Below are 19,656 nucleotides of genomic sequence, written 5' to 3'. Positions count from 1 at the left end.
GTATGTGAACATGGAAGATCGAGGAAGGAGTCGGAACTCCTTCCCCGAGTCTAACCTAAGTTTAGAACTGGATGGTGCCCATTTGCGTGATGCGACCTTGCGCCACGACCACACCTTCAATGGTCTGATCCTGCAAGTGGTCCAGCATCCCATGTCCCTGCTGGCTTGGCATCAGCGTTACGGTGTACGTGCCATCTTGCATGCCGCGCACCAGAAACTGACCCGAAGCATCGGTGTAACTGCTGAAACTGTTGTTGCCATCGGTCACCTGTACGGCCGCGCTCTCGGCACCTTCTATCTTACCGTGTACGCCTGTAGAGGCATCTTCGATAAGTGAGATGGTCGGGTTGAGCACGAACTGCTGTCCGTTCTGGATAACCGATTCCATTACGTGGAAATCGAGCAGGATTTCAGCACCCACATCGGCAGAAACTTCCTTGTCAATGTCGATGATGACCTGATGTGAACCAGAATTGGCCCAGTTGAGGTCGATGGTGGCGTTGGCACCTCCGGTCATACCACCGAGGTCGAAACCCAGATCGGTGCCACTGTCAAACGACAGGGAATTGTCGTTGCCGAAGGTGATTCGGACTTTGGAATAAACGCCTGCGTCCGCATCTCCTTGGTAGGCCAATTGGGTTTCAGCACCGTTTGTCAGGTCCAGCACACTTACGGCCTGCACCTCGTTGTTCAACGAGATCCAACCAGAACCTTCCAAGTAGGCCTCTACGTTGGTGATCTCCACATCCAAGGCGTCATAATCGCCTGGCGCATCGGTCATCTTTACTGCAAACGAGCCTGCCGCAGGACCGTCAGGGTCTGGGTTCATGTCTTCTTTCTCGCACGATGAAAAGGCAAACAGAACTGCCGCGATCATCGCTGTTGTTGAAATTGATCTTAGCGTCTTCATAGCTTTTTGTTTTTAGTTAGACTTCGATTAGTTCTCGGGTCTAATTGCCAACGCTATGCCAATGCAAGACGGGTTTGGGTCAATACATTTCTAATGGACTGTTTTTCAGTACGATGTGCCTCAAGGATGGGGTTTGAAGCTCTTCGGGTCGTTGTGTGCTGATTTTCAAAATGAAAATCTGGCTTTCGATTCGGAGAAAATAAGTGCAAATCAAAAGCCCCACACGTGCAACACGTGTGGGGCTTTCTTTTTCGAAGCTTTCGGAGTTTCACCGAAAACCTACAAAGCTCTTTGACATTCCACAGGTCTTACGACCCGATTCCCTGTCAAAAAAGAGAAGGCGAATTAGGCCTTACCCAAAATCTTGAACATTCCAGTTCCGCAAGTTGGGCAAACACCTTTCAATGCCTTACGAGAGTTCTTCATAGTAACCTCTTTAGCATCTTTCATTTCTCTTTTTGCTTTGCACTTTACACAATAAGCTTCAGCCATTTTAAATAGTTTTTGGTTAACAATTGTTTAAATGTAAGAACAAATGAACACGAACTGCTGAATAAATCAAATATTTCTGAGCATAAGTTATCAACGATTGCCCCCGAACAACTGAACTTGGAACATTGTGGTCTCCAGTTCAGCGTCATTTTCTTGTCCCGAAATCAAGCTTCAAGAACAGATAATCTGGGTCTTACTCGTTAGTTCCCAATATTTTAAGACTTTCGCACCCAAACAAAACAATCCCATGTCAGACACACTCAGCACAACCAAGGTTCATAATTACAGCGCAGGTCCTTGCATCCTGCCACAGGAGGTTTTTCAACAGGCAAGTCAGGCCGTTTTGGAGTATAACGGAACGGGACTTTCCATTTTGGAGATGTCTCATCGCAGTAAAGAGATCGTGGCGATGACCGAAAATGCCACTGCGTTGGTCAAGGAAATATTGAACGTACCAACTGGCTATGCCGTGCTTTTTTTGCAGGGAGGAGCGAGCCTGCAGTTTTATATGAGTGCTCTGAACTTTCTCTCTTTGGGAGGAAAAGGAGGTTATATTGATACGGGCGTCTGGTCTTCCAAGGCCATCAAGGAAGCAAAGAAGATCGGTGACATCAATGTGGTCATTTCCTCCAAGGATCGCAATTATTGCTACGTTCCCAAAAACTTCCATGTTCCTTCAGACCTGGATTTTCTTCATTACACAACAAATAATACCATCTACGGTACCGAGTTCTTTTACACACCAAAAACAGATTCCGTGTTGATATCGGATATGTCGTCCGATATTTTCAGCCGCCCGATCGATGTGGCCGATTACGGACTGATCTACGCTGGCGCACAGAAGAATCTTGGTCCAGCGGGAGTTACGCTTGCTATTGTCAAGGAAGAACTTCTTGGCAAGACCAACCGCGACCTTCCTTCCATGCTCGATTATTCGGTGCATGTGGCGGGGGAGAGCATGTTCAATACACCTCCAGTATTTTCCATCTATGTGTCGATGCTGACCTTGGAGTGGCTGAAGAAGAACGGTGGAATTGATTGGATCGACAAACGCAATCAACAGAAGGCCGATCTGCTTTATGGTGAGATCGATCGCAACCTGCTGTTCAAAGGAACGGCAGACAAGGAAGACCGCTCGCGCATGAACGCCACATTTGTGCTGGAGAACGAGGAGTTGACCGATTCGTTCAATGCCATGCTGAAAGAAGCGAACATCAGCGGTTTGAAAGGACACCGCTCCGTGGGTGGTTTCCGCGCAAGCATGTACAACGCATTGCCTGTGGAGAGTGTGCAGGTGCTGGTAGATGTGATGCAGGAACTCGAACGAACAAAAGGATAGTTTATGCTCATTTTAGCGAACGATGGAATTCATCCCGAAGGCAAGCGATTGTTAGAGGAAGCAGGTTTTCGGGTTCAGACCGAAAAGGTGGCTCAGGACCGACTGGCCACTTTTATGAAGGAAAATGAAGTTGTGGGTGTGTTGGTGCGAAGCGCCACGCAGATCACGGCCAAGGAACTTGGTGCTTGGGATGGCCTCAAGGTCATCGGAAGAGCAGGAGTAGGTCTCGACAATATCGATCTGAAAACTGCCGAAGCGAATGGAATTAAAGTAGTGAACACGCCTGCGGCATCATCGCAGTCGGTGGCGGAGTTGGTGCTGGCGCATCTGTTCTCTGTTTCTCGTTTCCTTCAACTTTCCAATAGGGAAATGCCAGTTTCGGGAACAACCGATTTCGCGAAGCTGAAAAAAAGCTATTCCAAAGGTTCTGAACTTCAGGGCAAAACGCTCGGAATTGTCGGTATCGGCCGCATCGGCCAGGCATTGGCCAAAATGGCTTTAGGCCTGGGAATGAAAGTGGTGGCGCATGATCCATTCATCCAAGAGGTTGAAATTGCATTTCACATACATATATATGGTGAAGTGAACGTGACGCTGAAAACCGTTTCGTTGGATGAGCTATTGCAGCAGTCGGATGTCATCTCATTCCATGTTCCCAAACCAAAGGATGGGGCGATGGTCGCTTCCGCGGAATTTGAGAAAATGAAAGATGGCGTGATGCTCATCAATGCCGCACGCGGTGGTGTAATTGATGAAGTTTCACTTTTGCATGCATTGGATTCTGGAAAGGTTTTGGCGGCCGGTCTGGATGTTTTTGAGAACGAACCGACTCCGAAACCAGAGCTTCTCGAGCATCCAAGAGTTTCTATAACGCCTCATATCGGGGCTTCGACAAACGAGGCACAGGCGCGCATCGGCATCGAACTGGCAGAGAAGGTCATTGAAGCCGTTGGCTGACCGTTCTTATTTCAATCTACTATTTGCAATTTTCGACAGACAATTGATGTTCGGGTCAATTTTGAAATTGCAGATCGCAAACGGTCAATTGTAAATACTTTCGAAGCATGGCTCGCGTACGTCCATTTCGCGGTATTCATCCTCGGCCCGACAATGTTGCTCGGGTTGTAAGCCGTTCGTATGAGTCGTATCCCAAGAAGGAGGTTAAGAACATCCTGCTTTCAAATCAAGAGTCATTTCTCAATATCATCCGACCTGAATTTCTTACGGGCAAGAAAGCTGCGGCCAATTCGCAGCAGTTGTTCAAACTCAGCAAGCAGGTGTATGAAATGCTTCGTGAAAAAGGTGTTTTTGAACAGGATGCGGAGCCGAGTTTTTACGTTTACACGCAGCATATCGGCAAGCTTTCCTTTACGGGGATTCTGGGCTGTGCCTCGGTGGAGGACTACGATAACGGAACCATCCGAATTCATGAGCAGACCATTGCCAGTCGAGAGAAGGTCCTACGCGACTATCTCGCAGTTTGCGACATCAATGCGGAGCCTGTCTGTTTCACCTATCCCAGAAACGGAAGCTTGGAATTGCTGACCGAGATCGTCAAGCAGAATCCGCCCATGTTGGAGTTTGAGGAAAGCGACAAACGCCATCAACTGTGGCGCGTGAGCGATTCGGAATGGACATCCAAGTTCTCGGAGAAATTCTCACTGCTCGAACACATTTATATTGCGGACGGCCATCATCGTTCGGCCTCGTCTGTGCTGCTTGCGCACGATAAATGGTTGGAGTTGGGAAAAGTGACAGGGGAGGAGCCTTGGAACTTTTTCCTCGGAATTTTCTTTGCAGACGACCAGTTGAAGATATTGGAATTCAATAGGGTTGTTAAAGACCTCGGAAATTTGGGAGTGGCCCAATTCTTACAGGAGCTTTCAGCTGATTTTGAGGTTCATTTCAAAGAACAGATTCCTATTAAACCAGAACAACCAGGTCATTTCGGGATGTGCTTGGGAGGCAATTGGTATAAATTGGTTTACCGCCATCGGAAAAGTACGGAAGTGGTGGCGGCACTTGATGTGAGCATTCTCTCAGATAAGATTCTTTCTCCACTCCTTGGGATCCGAGACCTTCGGAATGATGACCGAATTGGTTTTGTTCCAGGTACAAAGGGGCCGCAGGAACTCGACAGATTGGTGAATACCGGGAAATATTCGGTGGCATTCTCACTCTATCCAGTATCAGGAAAAGAATTTTACACCATAGCCGACCAAGGCAAGACCATGCCTCCAAAAAGCACCTATGTGGTACCCAAGTTGCTCAGCGGACTGGTCATTTATCCACTTTCGTGATGACTTCACAGAAAGGGGGAATTCGAACTGAGATTTGTTCGCTTCAATCTCTCCGAAAGCCATGCTCATCATGCATTTGGTAGATGTTCGTCTAAATTGTGTAACCCATATCTTTTGAGTGGGTAATGGTTTAGATTACCAGACCAGGAAACCTACACCTTGCCCAACCCCTATGAAATACACATGCATCAGCATCGTGTTTCTGCTGTTCATTACTGCGGAAGCACGGTCTCAGGAATCCGTGAATGCTTCCGGAGCGGAGCTTTCGGGCAACACAGGCACCATCAGCTATTCCATCGGTCAGGTGGTCTATCATACCACAGCAAATTCGGACGCTTCTTTTTCTGAAGGCGTTCAACAGCCCTACGAGATCTACACGGTCAGCGGCATTGACCGTCCTGAGATTGTACTTCAACTCTCAGCCTATCCCAACCCAACGATAGATGTGCTCAATCTGAGCATTGGGAATTACAATCAGGAAGAACTATCATTTCAGCTGTTCGATGTAGCTGGAAAATTGGTGCTGACAGATGCGATCGTTGCGTCCAACACACAGATAAACATGGGCCCGTTCGCCATGGCCACCTATTACCTCACCATCACCGACAGGCAGAAGCCTATCAAAACCTTCAAGATCATCAAAACCTGACCTATGAGAAAACTCTACGCACTCTTTGTAGTTCTTCTGATTTCAACGGGCGCATTTGCCCAAGCTCCCGAAAAAATGAGCTACCAAGCGGTTGTCCGCGATCAGAACAATAATCTGGTCACCAATCAGCCGATTGGAATGGAGGTCCGTATTCTTGAGGGAAGCAGTACTGGCCCAGCGGTCTATATAGAAACGCATACCGTTACCACCAATGCCAACGGTTTGGCATCATTGGAGATCGGTGCTGGGGATGTCTTTCTGGGAGACTTTTCTACGATTGATTGGGGTGCGGGATCACATTATATATTGACCAAGGCCGATTTGTCTGGAGGGACCAACTTCACCATTCTTGGAACCAGTCAGTTGCTGAGTGTGCCTTATGCACTTTACGCCAAGTCAACGGGAGATGTGGTTTCCGGTCCAACAGGCGCCACAGGCCCACAAGGCATCCAAGGCCCAACAGGAGTGGATGGAGCAACGGGAGCCACAGGTCCACAGGGCGTTCAAGGAATCCAAGGTACAACGGGTGCTGATGGAGCAACAGGTGCAACTGGTCCACAGGGACCAACGGGTGCAGCAGGTACGAACGGAGTTGACGGAGCAACAGGAGCAACAGGTGCCACAGGTCCGCAAGGAATCCAAGGTGTTCAAGGCCCAGCGGGTGCTGATGGAGCAATGGGCGCTACCGGTCCGCAAGGTATTCAGGGACCAACGGGCGCTAACGGAGCAACAGGTGCCACAGGTGCCACAGGTCCGCAGGGACTTCAAGGTATTCAAGGACCAACGGGTGCAGATGGAGCAATAGGAGCCACAGGTCCGCAAGGAATCCAAGGTATTCAAGGACCAACGGGTGCAGATGGAGTAATAGGAGCAACAGGTCCGCAAGGCATTCAAGGTGTTCAGGGCCCGACAGGTGCTGATGGAGCAACAGGTGCAACGGGAGCAACAGGCCCACAGGGAATCCAAGGACTTCAAGGAATCCAAGGCCCGACAGGGGCAGACGGAGCAACGGGCGCCACAGGCCCACAGGGAATCCAAGGTGTTCAGGGGCCGACTGGTGCTGATGGAGCAACAGGTGCCTCAGGTCCGCAGGGACTTCAAGGTGTTCAGGGTCCGACAGGGGCAGATGGTGCAACGGGCGCCACAGGCCCACAGGGAATCCAAGGTGTTCAGGGGCCGACTGGTGCTGATGGAGCAACAGGTGCCTCAGGTCCGCAGGGACCTCAGGGTATTCAAGGACCGACAGGAGCAGATGGAGCAACAGGAGCAACAGGTGCAACAGGTCCACAAGGAATCCAAGGTATTCAAGGACCGACAGGTGCAGATGGAGCAACAGGCGCCACGGGTCCACAAGGACCTCAAGGTGTTCAAGGACCGACAGGGGCAGACGGAGCAACAGGAGCCACAGGCCCGCAAGGCATTCAAGGTGTTCAAGGACCGACAGGTGCTGACGGAGCAACAGGAGCAACAGGTCCGCAAGGAATCCAAGGTGTTCAGGGACCGACAGGAGCAGATGGAGCAACAGGAGCCACAGGCCCGCAAGGCATTCAAGGTCTGACAGGCGCAGACGGGGCAACAGGTGCAACAGGTCCACAAGGAATCCAAGGTATTCAAGGCCCAACGGGTGCTGATGGAGCAATTGGTGCTACAGGCCCGCAGGGTATTCAAGGTCCAACGGGTGCCGCAGGTACGAACGGAGTTGACGGAGCAACAGGAGCAACAGGTCCGCAGGGAATCCAAGGTGTTCAGGGCCTGACAGGAGCAGATGGAGCAACAGGAGCTACAGGTCCACAGGGACTTCAAGGTGTTCAGGGTCCGACAGGAGCGGATGGCCCAACAGGTGCCACAGGTCCACAAGGAATCCAAGGTATTCAAGGGCCGACAGGTGCTGATGGAGCAATTGGTGCAACAGGTCCACAGGGACCTCAAGGCATCCAAGGACCGACTGGTGCAGACGGAGCAACGGGCGCCACAGGCCCACAAGGAATCCAAGGAATCCAGGGACCGACAGGTGCTGATGGGGCAACAGGTGCCACAGGCCCGCAGGGAATTCAGGGTATTCAAGGTCCAACAGGTGCAGCAGGTACGAACGGAGTTGACGGAGCAACAGGAGCAACAGGTCCGCAAGGAATCCAAGGTGTTCAGGGACCGACTGGAGCAGACGGAGCAACGGGCGCTACAGGTCCGCAGGGAATTCAAGGAATCCAGGGACCGACAGGAGCAGACGGTGCAACGGGTGCGACAGGTCCGCAAGGCATTCAAGGTGTTCAAGGTCTGACAGGCGCAGACGGGGCAACAGGTGCTACAGGCCCACAAGGAGTTCAAGGTATTCAAGGACCAACGGGAGCGGATGGAGCAATTGGTGCTACAGGCCCACAGGGAATCCAAGGCATTCAGGGTCCGACAGGAGCAGATGGAGCAACAGGAGCAACAGGTCCACAAGGAATGCAAGGTGTTCAGGGACCGACTGGTGCTGACGGAGCAACAGGAGCAACAGGCCCACAGGGACTTCAAGGAATCCAAGGCCCAACAGGAGCCGCTGGTACAAATGGAATAGACGGAGCAACAGGAGCCACAGGTCCGCAGGGACTTCAAGGTATTCAAGGACCAACGGGAGCAGATGGAGCAACAGGCGCGACAGGTCTACAGGGACTTCAAGGTATTCAAGGCCCGACTGGTGCAGATGGAGCAATTGGTGCTACTGGCCCGCAGGGAACACAAGGTGTTCAGGGCCCGACAGGTGCAGATGGAGCAACAGGCGCCACAGGTCCGCAAGGAATACAAGGTGTTCAGGGACCGACAGGTGCAGATGGAGCAACAGGCGCCACAGGTCCCCAGGGAATCCAAGGCATTCAAGGACCGACTGGTGCTGACGGAGCAACAGGAGCAACAGGAGCAACAGGTCCGCAAGGACTTCAAGGTATTCAAGGCCCAACAGGTGCAGCAGGTACGAACGGAGTTGATGGAGTAACGGGAGCCACAGGTTCACAAGGAATACAAGGTGTTCAAGGACCGACAGGAGCAGACGGAGCAACAGGAGCCACGGGTCCGCAGGGACTTCAAGGTGTGACAGGTGCAACAGGCCCATTGGTAGCAGGTACAGATGGGCAGACCTTAAGAAACAATGGTGGCGATTGGGAAGCCGTTGGAAACCTCTTTAATGATGGAATCAATATTGGTATCGGTACGTCTGTACCAGATACTACATTTCACTTAGTAGGCAAGCTGAAGTATCAGGATGGAACTCAGGCCAATGGCTACGTGCTTACCAGCGATGCTGATGGCAATGCAAGTTGGTTGGCATCTGTGGAAGATACACAGATAGACTCGGCAGGGATAGCTGCTCTCGGTTACGTGGCCGGGCCACATTCTACGGCATCCATATTTGAACTTTATGGAGACACAGTAAGACTGGATACCAGTATGGCAAACATGCTTACCACCAACTTTGTGTTCGGCTCTCCGCAATTGAATGATGATGGTGATGCGGGCCATGACAAACGCATGTTCTTCGATAAATCTTCAGGTGCATTCCGGGCTGGTGCGGCAAGCGGCAATGTCTGGGATTCAGGCAATTTGGGAGATTATTCCTTTGCTACTGGCCTTGACACAAAAGCAAGCGGAACATATTCTGTTGCAACAGGATATCAGACCGTGGCAACTGGCATATTCTCTACCGCTATGGGTTATGGAACTACAGCGAGTGGTGTTTTTTCTGTGGCAATGGGTTCTGGATCCACAGCAAGTGCAACTTATTCCATTGCTACGGGGGCTGGAACCACGGCAAGTGGTCCGTATTCCATAGCTATGGGGGCCAGCAGCACGGCAAGTTCAACATTTGCTATTTCAATGGGCTACAACAACACAGCAGGAGGAACAGCCAGTACCGCCTTCGGCTATCAAACTACTGCAAGTTCATTCTCGACCACCGCAATGGGAAATGGAACAACGGCCAGCGGGGCATTTTCAACAGCCTTGGGAAGCAGCACAACTGCCAGTGGGACGTACGCTACAGCGATGGGAGACAACACCATTGCCAGCGGGACATTTTCCACGGCAATGGGTAGTTCTACAGTAGCTCGTGGCACCTACGCCACTTCAATGGGATACCAAACTGCGGCAAGAGGTTTAATGTCTTCGGCAATGGGCGGAAATACCTTGGCCAGATCTTTCGGAGAAACGGCTTTGGGTGTATTCAATACGGATTATACTCCGAATGATAGTCTCGGGTGGAATGCTGCCGACAGGATATTTGTGGTGGGCAATGGTACCTCCACTTCTGTACGTTCCAATGCGCTTACCATTTTGAAGAGCGGAGAGTTGGGTATAGGAACAGATTCACCCGACACTACATTCCATTTGGTGGGAAAAATGAAATATCAGGATGGAACCGAGGCGGACGGCTATGTGCTGACCAGCGATGCCAACGGCATGGCCTCATGGCAATCGACCTCTTCGCTCGTAGGTCCCACAGGTCCCGCTGGGGCAACTGGCCCACAGGGATCCGCAGGAACCCAAGGGATTCAAGGGGTTACCGGACCAACAGGGGCTCAGGGTCCAACTGGGGCACAGGGAATTACGGGAGCCACAGGCCCACAGGGGGCAACAGGCATCCAAGGGGTCACAGGTGCTGACGGGGTCACAGGTCCGCAGGGTCCGACCGGAGCAGCAGGATCGAACGGAGTTGATGGAGCAACAGGCGCCACTGGTCCAACGGGAGCCACGGGTGCGGCCGGAAGCAACGGATCAGACGGATCAACAGGTCCAACAGGACCTCAAGGTACAGCAGGAATTAACGGGTCAGATGGAGCAACAGGAGCTCAGGGAGCCACAGGTGCAGATGGCCCAACTGGTCCAACAGGGGCCACCGGTCCTTTGGTGGCCGGAACGGATGGGCAGACATTAAGGCATAATGGAACGGATTGGGTAGCGGTTAGCAATCTGCACAATGATGGAACCAATATTGGCGTAGGAACCACAAGCCCAAGTGCCAAGTTGCACGTGGAGGGAACGCTTAGACTGAAGGATGGAACGGAAGGAGATTCGAAGATCTTGACATCAGACGCTGACGGAAATGCTACGTGGCAGGCGTTTGATTTTGACGCACTGTTCGGAACAGGGAATGGCCCTCAGCCTGATCCATCCTGTGCCACATCGGTTGGCTCGATAGCTGCCGGTACTTTGCCTGTGTCAGTTGCGGTATCTGGCGACTACGCTTACACAACAGACCAGAACTCTGCCAATATGAGGGTGTATGACGTGTCAGACAGGTCCTCACCTTCCTTTGTGACAACGGTCTCAACCGGAAGTTTGCCTTGGAATATCACTGCGGCTGACGGTTATGCTTATGTGTCCATAAACGGCTCGGTGAAGGTATTTGACCTCTCAAACCCGGCATCGCCAGTTCAAGTGGCATCCAAAAGCGTATTCAGTTTTGATCTGACCGTTTCCGGCAACTACTTATATACGATCGGGCAGTATGCCATTACCATCTTTGATATCAGCACGCCAAGCTCAATCACCCAGGTCGGTGCACTCAACCTTGATGGTTTCAATTATTGGGAAAAACCACGAATTGCGGTTTCGGACGGCTATGCATACATCACCACCAGCTATTTTGACACGGACAGTGAGTATAAGATATGGGCTGTTGACGTAAGTAACCCAGCATCACCATCTGTATCGGGCAGCTTGGTACTCGGAACCAATACTGGAGCTCCACCCGTGCATTACCCGGATCTTGGTGTAAAAGGCAACTATGCCTATGTTTCATTTGACGGTTCAGATGGACCTGCCGGAATTAAAGTGGTTGACATAAGCAATCCGGCTTCGCTCAGTGTTACGACCACATTGACACCGAGCTATACGAGTCTGGGCAGTATTGCGGTTTCGGGCAACTACGCATTTGTCACCTCTTTCAACAAGTTGCTCATCTATGATATAAATACAGACCCGACAACTCCGAGTCTTGTCAACAACATCAGCGCAGGTTGGGGGGAAAACATCACTGTTTCGGGCAACTATGCCTATACGGTGAATAACGGAGCCCCGGCCAGCAGGACACTTCAGATATTTCAATTGTTCTGTTCGGAACAGTATGTGCTGACCATGGACCCTTCCACGGGTACCTTTTCCAATGAGTCACTCAGTTCCGCAGTTGGTCCCACAGGACCCACCGGAGTAGCTGGAGCCACCGGCCCAACAGGACCTACAGGAGCCGCAGGTTCAAACGGAAGCAATGGAGCAACTGGTGCAACTGGTCCAACAGGACCTCAAGGTACGGCAGGAATTAACGGGTCAGATGGAGCGACCGGTCCTACCGGAGCAACGGGAGCCACTGGTGCTACAGGCCCAATTGCCGGTTCAGATATGCAGGTCAACTTCAACGATGGAGGCAGTGCAGGCGCAGATGCGGAGTTCGTGTATGATAAGACCACGAACCATGCTGCCATCGGCACATCTACCGTGAATGACAATGCTATTCTTGAGTTGAGCGGTACGGATGGTGCGTTCTTGCCTCCACGCTTAACAACTGCACAGCGGGATGCTTTGACTGCGGAGGCCGGGATGCAGGTATTCAACGTTAGCGATGGCCTGATGCAAGTGTGTACGGCCGAAGCCGCACCGAACGATACGACCGTTTATGGTCAGGGTGTGAGCGATGGACTGTGGAGTTCCGGACAGTGTGTCAATAACAGTAGTTGGCTTCAAGTGTTTGTACCTGATGTATCAGGAGTGATCACAGAGATAGAACTTTGGAATTACAACTCCGCAACTGCTTCCCTTTCCGTTTATGACGGTAGAACATTGAGCGATTGCAATGATAGCCCGAACACATTTGGAACCAGTAATTCTATTACTACTTCCGCTGGTTGGAACACGTGGACCTTCAGCACGCCCGTGGCAGTTACAGCGGGCAACACGTACTATATTTCAACCAGCAGTTCTTCAGGTTGCCTGGGCACTTACACGTATCAGAGCAGCACCTACAATTTTGCGGCACTTCCCGGATCGCTGTTTGGAATGATGGGAAGTTGTAATTCCGGCATATCTTTCCACACGCATGTCAAGGTTGTTTCTGAGGGAGCTGCGGCCACTTGGGTCTCGATTAGCCCGGGAGCGACCGGCCCGACAGGAGCAACCGGAAATGACGGGGCTACCGGTCCCACGGGTCCAACCGGCCCAACGGGTGCCGCTGGAAGCAATGGATTGACCGGAGCAACCGGTCCAACTGGCCCCGCAGGTCTTACTGGAGCAACAGGCCCGACCGGACCTTCTGGTCCTACCTACACGGCCGGTACTGGTCTGAACCTTACTTCGAACGAATTCTCTATTGCAAGCACGGTGGTTACAAGTAACTACACTTCGACCATTGTGGCGATTGCGTTTTCCGGCAATGGCGCAGCATTGACCAACCTTTCACCCTCTGCACTTACGCAGGCAAGTGCAACATCCGGTCAGGTACTCAAATGGAACGGTTCTGCTTGGGCACCTGCCGCTGATGACAATGATGATACCACCTACAGTAATGGAACGGGATTGAATTTGAGTGGCACAACCTTCAGTATTGACAATACCGTGGTGACCAATAATTACATGGGAACGGTCACCGCCAATGCTTTTGTAGGTGATGGCTCAGGTCTTACAAGCGTCAACATCGACAATGGTTCCATCACAACCGCCAAGTTGGCCGATTATGCCGTTACCGGAGACAAGATAGATGATGGCACGATCACCGGATATAAATTAGCAGATGGTAGCATCGGATACCAGAAATTGGATGCTACCATAGTTACCTCCAATTATCAGGGATCTGTATTGGCCAAGGGACTGTTGGCAGCCAACAGCAGCGCAACTGGCGGTGTGGCAGGTTTTTCCAATTCAAATACGGGCTCTGATGCGGATGTTCTGTCATTGACTGTTGGTGCAGCCGTTGCGGGATCATCTAACAAGTTTATTTCCTTCAACGATGGTTCTGGCGAAATAGGAAGCATTCATGGTGATGGCGGTGGAGCTACGCAGTATGCATACGATGAAGTTGACTGGGATGACGATTCCTACGGTTTCATGAACAAGGATGGAATTGTACTGGAGTCTTCGGGTGCAGACTATGCGGAATACATTCAGAAGTATGACCCTGCGAAATGCTACAGACCGGGAGAACTGGTAGGTGTGAAGAATGGCAAGCTGGTGGATAGCAATGGAGATGTTGACCGCGTCATGTCGGTAAGCGCCAAACCGGTGGTTATCGGAAACATGCCGTCTGATGCAAAGGATGAATTTGAACTCGTGGCATTTGTAGGTCAGGTCTACGTAATGGTGCGCGGACCCGTTATCTCCGGCCAGTATATCGTGGCTTCGGATGAAGCGGGAATTGGCGTAGCCCGTTCCATCGATGAACTGACCTCGGATGATATGAAACGGGTGGTCGGTCAGGCATGGCAGACATCGGAAAAAACCGAACTGCGATTGGTGAAGGTGGGCATAACGCCTATGGACATGTCGCTTGTGCAAGCAGACCGCATTGCCAGATTGGAAGCTGAACTGCGAACAGAAAGATCGAAGAATGCCGATCGACTTGCGCGCATTGAGGAACAGCTTGGGATCGGGCTGAAAGCCGAAAAATAGCAGTAAACGATCTGTTGTGAAGATGGCCCCGCCTGTACCCTGAGCGAAATTGAAGGGAGGCGGGGCTTTTCATTTTATAACGATCGATTGGAATAGTGTAAAAATTTCCGAACCGGTCATTGTTTACTTTGATGAACTATCTAAAACCAAATCATCATGGGAACACTACTCAAAAGAATGACGGTCGGGGTTCTGCTGTCATCCATCGGACTTCTATCGTGCAACAAGAACAATTCTGCAGATTGCACCAACGATGACACGTACAACATCAATAACGGCATGGCCTGCAATAACACGCCAACCACCACCAGTGTGTTCGAAACATCGGTGAGCGGGGCCGATCGGTCCATCACCTTCAACTACATTCCTCCGCACGAAGTGCTTGGGAATCCCATTGCCAATGAGAAAACATTCACTGTTCCTGCAGTTCCCGTGCAGTCCGGTTCGGTAACGCAGGTGGCCAATACTTCTTACACGGGCAGTTCAGGTTATCTGGGTTACATTTTCGGCATTGCCGTCACGGGTGTTCCGTTCGATCCTGTGGCCAATGAACCGTGGGAGAACACCTCAACAGGAGCGCTCAATTACGAGTGGAACTTGGAGGTGCTGAGCGAAAACACCGACCTGATCTACGACTGCAATAATGCGCACGACCCGAACCGTTATCATTATCACGGCACACCTGAGCAATACATCAATACCATTGAACACGGAACCAGCCATTCCGCTTTGCTCGGTTATGCGGCCGATGGCTTTCCCATCTACTACAAGTACGGCTATTCAGACCCGAATGACACCACCAGCTCCATTGTGGCTCTCACATCCAGCTATTCCATCAAGGAAGGTTGCAGACCTGGCAACGGTGTTTCTGCGCCTGATGGCGGCTATGACGGTACGTACGTGGCCGATTACGAATATGTGGAAGGCACGGGCGATCTGGACGAATGCAATGGCCGCTGGAGCAAGACACCTAATTACCCGAACGGAACATACGTGTACTACATTACGGATGAGTTTCCTTCGGTGCCGAGATGTTTCGTGGGAACGCCTTCGGAGAATTTCAAGGTCGGGTTGTAAAAAGTTAATTCCAATGACATGATACACGGATTCCTGTTTGCTTTTTCGCTCACGATTCTTGCTGCCAATCCCAATTTTCACAATGAGGTGGTGGGTGATGTTCAGATCGATCAGACAGGGAAAACACTCACCGTTATCGCGGTGCTCGACAAACGCTATCTGGCGCTCGGACTGAAGAAGGATGCCGATTGCCGGCCGCAGGAAATGATGTCGGTATGTGCGGGCGAGTATTTTCTGCAGAACCTGCAATTGACCGCTGATGGAAAATCCATCGAACTAAAGAAGGTCGATCAGCGGTTGGAGCAAAGCTCCGTGGTGATCACCTACCAGACCTCAATGAAGGAAACCATCAAGAAATTGGATGTCATGAGTTCATACCTGTTCCATTTGAACAGTCACGCATTGATAAGACTGCAACTGTCAGTTGATGGTGCGATAAAACACTATCAGCTAAATACATCCAAACCATCTATTACAGCCAACTTCTAAACCCACCATCATGAAAAAGTTACTTGTACTTACACTTGTGTTGAATGTGTTTCTCGCGAAGGCGCAGACCACGTGCAACACCACCGCCATCTTCGCCAACGAAAGTTCCAACGCGGTATGTATCGATACGGCAGGTGCTGTTCGTTATGCCTATTCGAACAACTACCCCGATCACTCGGACAACTACAATCAGCCACAGTTCACCACCACAGCAGGCGATTACACGTATTACATGTGCGCGCATCCTGACACGGCTGCTGATTTCACGCCACTTTATGAAGAGGTGGAGACCACGGTCGGCTGCACGTACAACTACAAGTTCGGTGTCTCTATCAATGGCGTGAAGTACGACCCGAATTCGGCCGTCACTTTTCAGAACACGTCCACAGGCGAAAACAATGTCAATTGGCATGAGGAGGCCGCCTCCACCACCAACCAGATCGGACAGAACATGGGAACGCTGAACGGTGGCCATTTGAATCCGTTCGGGGAATATCACTACCACGCCATCCCGACAGATTATTTTGTGAACGATCTTGGTATAGATGGTAGTTCGCATTCGCCCATTGTAGGTTATGCGGCCGATGGTTTTCCCATCTATTACAAATACGTGTATCAAGACCCGGAAAATGCAGGAACCGTTGTTGCGCTCAGTTCGGGTTACAGCCTCAAATCAGGCCAGCGGCCAGGCGATGGCGTTTCTGCGCCCGATGGAGCTTACGATGGCAACTACTATGAGGATTACGAGTACACGCTTACTGACTTGGACGAGTGCAATGGCCGCTATGGCGTAACGCCCGATTATCCTTACGGAACGTATTACTATGTGCTTACCGACAATTATCCGTACATCCCACGCTGTTTCAAAGGAACGTATGTGGATCATTCGTTCCGGGTCGGTCCCGGACCATCATGTCCCAATTCCACGGCCAGCACCAGTTGTGCGGCTGCAGTATATGGCTGCATGGATCCCTTTGCCACCAACTATGATGCAAACGCAAATGTTGATAATGGCAATTGCCAGTATGTGGTCACTTCGGTAGAGGATGAATCCCAAAACCTGTTTGCGATCTATCCCAACCCTACAGATGGGGTTTTCCAGGTCACTTCAGAACGGCCCGAAACCGTTGGTGTGGCGATCTTCGATGCGCAGGGACGCGAGATCTTGAGAGATAATATTCAAACAACGGTTGCCGCCTTCGATTTGAGTAGTTTCGCTAAAGGTGCATATACAGTTGTGTTCAGCTCAGACCAGAAAATTCTTAACACGCGCCAAGTTGTGATCAGATAATTCATTCCCCACCCAAATACATCTGCCATGAAAAAGTTCCTATTCCTTTCAACCCTTATTCTTAGTTCATCATTCTTGATTTTTGGTTCAGCGCAAGCGCAATCGCCCGAAATGTTCAACTATCAAGGTGTTGCGCGCGACAATGGCGGGAACGTCCTTGCCAATCAGAACATCGGGTTGCAGATGGATATCCGTCAAACGACCTCAACGGGCACAGTTGTTTACAGCGAAACCCACACCACCACCACAAATGCACTCGGAATCTTCAACATCAAATTAGGGAACGGAACTCCGGTTACCGGAACCATCGGTGCCATTGATTGGTCGGCAGGTCCATATTTCGTGGAAGTGGGTATGGATGCGACTGGCGGAACCAACTACCAGAGCATGGGCGTATCGCAGTTGCTTTCGGTTCCCTATGCACTTTATGCGGAAAATTCGGGTGGTGGTTCTCAGGGTCCAACAGGTCCGACCGGCCCCGCAGGTGCGAATGGAAATGATGGGGCGGATGGTGTCACAGGAGCAACAGGTCCGACAGGCCCCGCAGGTGCGAATGGAAATGATGGGGCAGATGGGGTCACGGGCGCAACCGGTCCGACCGGGTCGGCAGGAACCTACATTGCCGGAGATAACATTTCCATCAGCAACGATACGATTTCCGCAACCTTTTTATCGGACACCATGAACATCATTTCCGATGCAGACAACGACACCAAGATTCAGGTAGAGGAAAGTACCGATGAGGACATGATCCGGTTCGACATGGCAGGTACCGAGTACTTTGTAATGAACGGGCCTCGATTTGAAGTTTTGAATTCAGGTGCCTCCGTGTTTATTGGAAGCGGTGCCGGAGCCAGTGATGATCTAAGCAACAACCAGAATGTTTTCATCGGTAATAATTCAGGAACGAACAATACGAGCGGATCACCCAATACTGCCGTAGGTACCGGAACATTGCTTTCCAATACGACAGGTAGTTTCAATGTCGCGTTGGGTTATCAGGCATTGTATCACAATACCACAGCGAATGACAATATTGCTATCGGTGCTGCTTCACTGACAAATAACACAACAGGTGCTTACAACAATGCGGTTGGCTTGAATACGCTGAAAACCCAAACCTCTGGGGCCAACTACAACAATGCTTTCGGAAGCGAGGCCCTTGAAGCAAATACAACGGGTGACAACAACTCGGCATTTGGTGACCTTTCCATGAACCTGAACACCACCGGTAGTGGAAATACAGCGGTTGGAGCACAGGCCTTTGAGAACAATCTGACCGGAAGTAACAATACCGTGATGGGGCTTCAGGCAGGAGAGAATGCCACGGGGTCCAGCAATGTATTCATGGGGTACAGAGCAGGAAGGAATGAGAGTGGCGACAATAAACTTTACATCGAGAATAGTGCATCAACCAGTCCATTGATCTACGGGGAGTTCGATAATGACCTTGTCCGTGTCAATGGTGAGTTGGATGTCGAGGGAAATATCACTACAAACTATCACTGGATCACCAACAACGGTAACGATCAGGGCATCTATATAGGCGATAATGGATATGTGGGCATAAACACTTCAACCTATTCTGCTCCGCTAAATGTCAACGGAGACGCTGAGGTGGGAGGAGGAAGTACCGATTATGATGGTGACTCAGAAAATCTGACGATCCGTTCACAGTCTCAAAATTGGTACATGGCGGTCCAGAATGAGTCAACTTCAAGCGAATCAGACTTCTTTATCGGTCAGAGTTACACGGAGGATGGGATCTTTCATATCCAGCAGGACGGGAATGTTGGTATAGGGACCAGCTCACCGAGCGATCTGGTACACGCATCGGGCACCTCGGTGCGGTATCGGGCAGAAGCAACTGACGGTAGTTACGCGGGGTTTGTGGCCGAGAACACCAATGGCCAGTTCTTTATGGGCGTGCAAGGAACCGGTGACCCGAATTCCGGGGAGTTTCACATTTACGATAATACAGCAGGTGCGCAACGGATGGTGATCACAAGTGCCGGCAATGTCGGTTTGGGATATTATGGTCCTGGTTACAGGTTACGGGTAAATGGTCAGGTGGCCGGAAACGGTGCCTATGTCAATGCATCAGACAGGAAGTATAAGACCAATATTGCACCGATCGGATCCGCCTTGGATAAGATATTGAAACTACAGGGCGTCAGTTATGATTGGAAGACGAAGGAATTTCCAGACATGGTGTTTGACAACCGCCATCAACTGGGTTTCATTGCACAGGATGTGGAAGCGATTGTTCCAGAAGCAGTGAGTATTGCGGAAGGAGGAGATTATGGCTTGAGCTATTCCACTTTCATTCCATTGTTGGTGGAGGCCATTAAGGAATTGAAAGCGGAGAACGATGCGCTGAAAGCAGAAAAGGTCGTCAGCGAAGCACGTCTGCAACGCATCGAAGAGCAACTGGGCATTGGGTTGAAAGCGCAGCGTTAATATCCTCTTTTAGGTTAAGGA

The 19,656-nt window shown here is 50.9% G+C and carries 10 protein-coding genes and 8 pseudogenes; 17 read left to right on the top strand and 1 reads right to left on the bottom strand.

Annotation, left to right across the window (positions count from 1 at the left end; all coding sequences use genetic code 11):
• Positions 1 to 61 precede the first annotated feature (61 nt).
• Positions 62 to 910, bottom strand: coding sequence for a DUF4382 domain-containing protein (locus GC178_10550; protein ID MBI1288000.1), 849 nt, complete (start codon positions 908 to 910; stop codon positions 62 to 64).
• A 739-nt stretch (positions 911 to 1,649) separates the two neighbouring features.
• Here GC178_10550 and serC point away from each other — a divergent pair.
• The 17 genes and pseudogenes from serC (at position 1,650) to GC178_10465 (ending at position 19,635) form a co-directional block, all read left to right on the top strand.
• Positions 1,650 to 2,741, top strand: a complete 1,092-nt coding sequence (gene serC, locus GC178_10545; GenBank protein MBI1287999.1) for a 3-phosphoserine/phosphohydroxythreonine transaminase — start codon at positions 1,650 to 1,652, stop codon at positions 2,739 to 2,741.
• 3 nt (positions 2,742 to 2,744) lie between these two features.
• Positions 2,745 to 3,698 (top strand): 3-phosphoglycerate dehydrogenase, encoded by a 954-nt coding sequence (locus tag GC178_10540; GenBank protein MBI1287998.1) that lies wholly within the window; start codon positions 2,745 to 2,747, stop codon positions 3,696 to 3,698.
• Positions 3,699 to 3,805: 107 nt separating this feature from the next.
• Positions 3,806 to 5,041: a DUF1015 family protein gene (locus tag GC178_10535; GenBank protein ID MBI1287997.1), complete on the top strand. Its 1,236-nt coding sequence runs from the start codon at positions 3,806 to 3,808 to the stop codon at positions 5,039 to 5,041.
• A gap of 172 nt (positions 5,042 to 5,213) precedes the next feature.
• On the top strand, positions 5,214 to 5,690 hold the full coding sequence (locus GC178_10530; GenBank protein MBI1287996.1) for a T9SS type A sorting domain-containing protein: 477 nt from the start codon (positions 5,214 to 5,216) through the stop codon (positions 5,688 to 5,690).
• Between the two features lie 138 nt (positions 5,691 to 5,828).
• A pseudogene (locus GC178_10525) lies at positions 5,829 to 8,777 on the top strand (collagen-like protein).
• 336 nt (positions 8,778 to 9,113) lie between these two features.
• Positions 9,114 to 9,467, top strand: a pseudogene (locus tag GC178_10520) (hypothetical protein).
• 240 nt (positions 9,468 to 9,707) lie between these two features.
• A pseudogene (locus tag GC178_10515) lies at positions 9,708 to 10,562 on the top strand (exosporium protein).
• Between the two features lie 372 nt (positions 10,563 to 10,934).
• Positions 10,935 to 11,102: pseudogene (locus tag GC178_10510) on the top strand (hypothetical protein).
• Between the two features lie 27 nt (positions 11,103 to 11,129).
• Positions 11,130 to 11,381 (top strand): annotated as a pseudogene (locus GC178_10505) (hypothetical protein).
• A 33-nt stretch (positions 11,382 to 11,414) separates the two neighbouring features.
• Positions 11,415 to 11,669: pseudogene (locus GC178_10500) on the top strand (hypothetical protein).
• 129 nt (positions 11,670 to 11,798) lie between these two features.
• Positions 11,799 to 12,041: pseudogene (locus GC178_10495) on the top strand (hypothetical protein).
• 18 nt (positions 12,042 to 12,059) lie between these two features.
• A pseudogene (locus tag GC178_10490) lies at positions 12,060 to 12,671 on the top strand (DUF4082 domain-containing protein).
• 42 nt (positions 12,672 to 12,713) lie between these two features.
• Positions 12,714 to 14,318 (top strand): hypothetical protein, encoded by a 1,605-nt coding sequence (locus GC178_10485; GenBank protein ID MBI1287995.1) that lies wholly within the window; start codon positions 12,714 to 12,716, stop codon positions 14,316 to 14,318.
• A 156-nt stretch (positions 14,319 to 14,474) separates the two neighbouring features.
• Positions 14,475 to 15,395 (top strand): YHYH protein, encoded by a 921-nt coding sequence (locus GC178_10480; protein MBI1287994.1) that lies wholly within the window; start codon positions 14,475 to 14,477, stop codon positions 15,393 to 15,395.
• A gap of 18 nt (positions 15,396 to 15,413) precedes the next feature.
• The gene (locus tag GC178_10475; protein MBI1287993.1) at positions 15,414 to 15,884 is read left to right on the top strand and encodes a hypothetical protein; all 471 of its coding nucleotides are present in this window, start codon (positions 15,414 to 15,416) and stop codon (positions 15,882 to 15,884) included.
• A gap of 10 nt (positions 15,885 to 15,894) precedes the next feature.
• Entirely contained in the window at positions 15,895 to 17,175 is a 1,281-nt protein-coding gene (locus tag GC178_10470; protein ID MBI1287992.1) for a YHYH protein, read from the top strand.
• A gap of 27 nt (positions 17,176 to 17,202) precedes the next feature.
• On the top strand, positions 17,203 to 19,635 hold the full coding sequence (locus GC178_10465; protein MBI1287991.1) for a hypothetical protein: 2,433 nt from the start codon (positions 17,203 to 17,205) through the stop codon (positions 19,633 to 19,635).
• Positions 19,636 to 19,656: the final 21 nt, after the last annotated feature.

The sequence above is a fragment of the Flavobacteriales bacterium genome, assembly GCA_016124845.1.
Taxonomy (GTDB): domain Bacteria; phylum Bacteroidota; class Bacteroidia; order UBA10329; family UBA10329; genus UBA10329.
This window is presented reverse-complemented; position numbering and strand designations above follow the sequence as displayed.

What these genes read in the sequence shown, in the direction of transcription:
- GC178_10550 (MBI1288000.1), bottom strand. Translation starts at nt 910, where the DNA reads ATGAAGACGCTAAGATCAATTTCAACAACAGCGATGATCGCGGCAGTT.
- serC (MBI1287999.1), top strand. Translation starts at nt 1,650, where the DNA reads ATGTCAGACACACTCAGCACAACCAAGGTTCATAATTACAGCGCAGGT.
- GC178_10540 (MBI1287998.1), top strand. Translation starts at nt 2,745, where the DNA reads ATGCTCATTTTAGCGAACGATGGAATTCATCCCGAAGGCAAGCGATTG.
- GC178_10535 (MBI1287997.1), top strand. Translation starts at nt 3,806, where the DNA reads ATGGCTCGCGTACGTCCATTTCGCGGTATTCATCCTCGGCCCGACAAT.
- GC178_10530 (MBI1287996.1), top strand. Translation starts at nt 5,214, where the DNA reads ATGAAATACACATGCATCAGCATCGTGTTTCTGCTGTTCATTACTGCG.
- GC178_10485 (MBI1287995.1), top strand. Translation starts at nt 12,714, where the DNA reads ATGATGGGAAGTTGTAATTCCGGCATATCTTTCCACACGCATGTCAAG.
- GC178_10480 (MBI1287994.1), top strand. Translation starts at nt 14,475, where the DNA reads ATGGGAACACTACTCAAAAGAATGACGGTCGGGGTTCTGCTGTCATCC.
- GC178_10475 (MBI1287993.1), top strand. Translation starts at nt 15,414, where the DNA reads ATGATACACGGATTCCTGTTTGCTTTTTCGCTCACGATTCTTGCTGCC.
- GC178_10470 (MBI1287992.1), top strand. Translation starts at nt 15,895, where the DNA reads ATGAAAAAGTTACTTGTACTTACACTTGTGTTGAATGTGTTTCTCGCG.
- GC178_10465 (MBI1287991.1), top strand. Translation starts at nt 17,203, where the DNA reads ATGAAAAAGTTCCTATTCCTTTCAACCCTTATTCTTAGTTCATCATTC.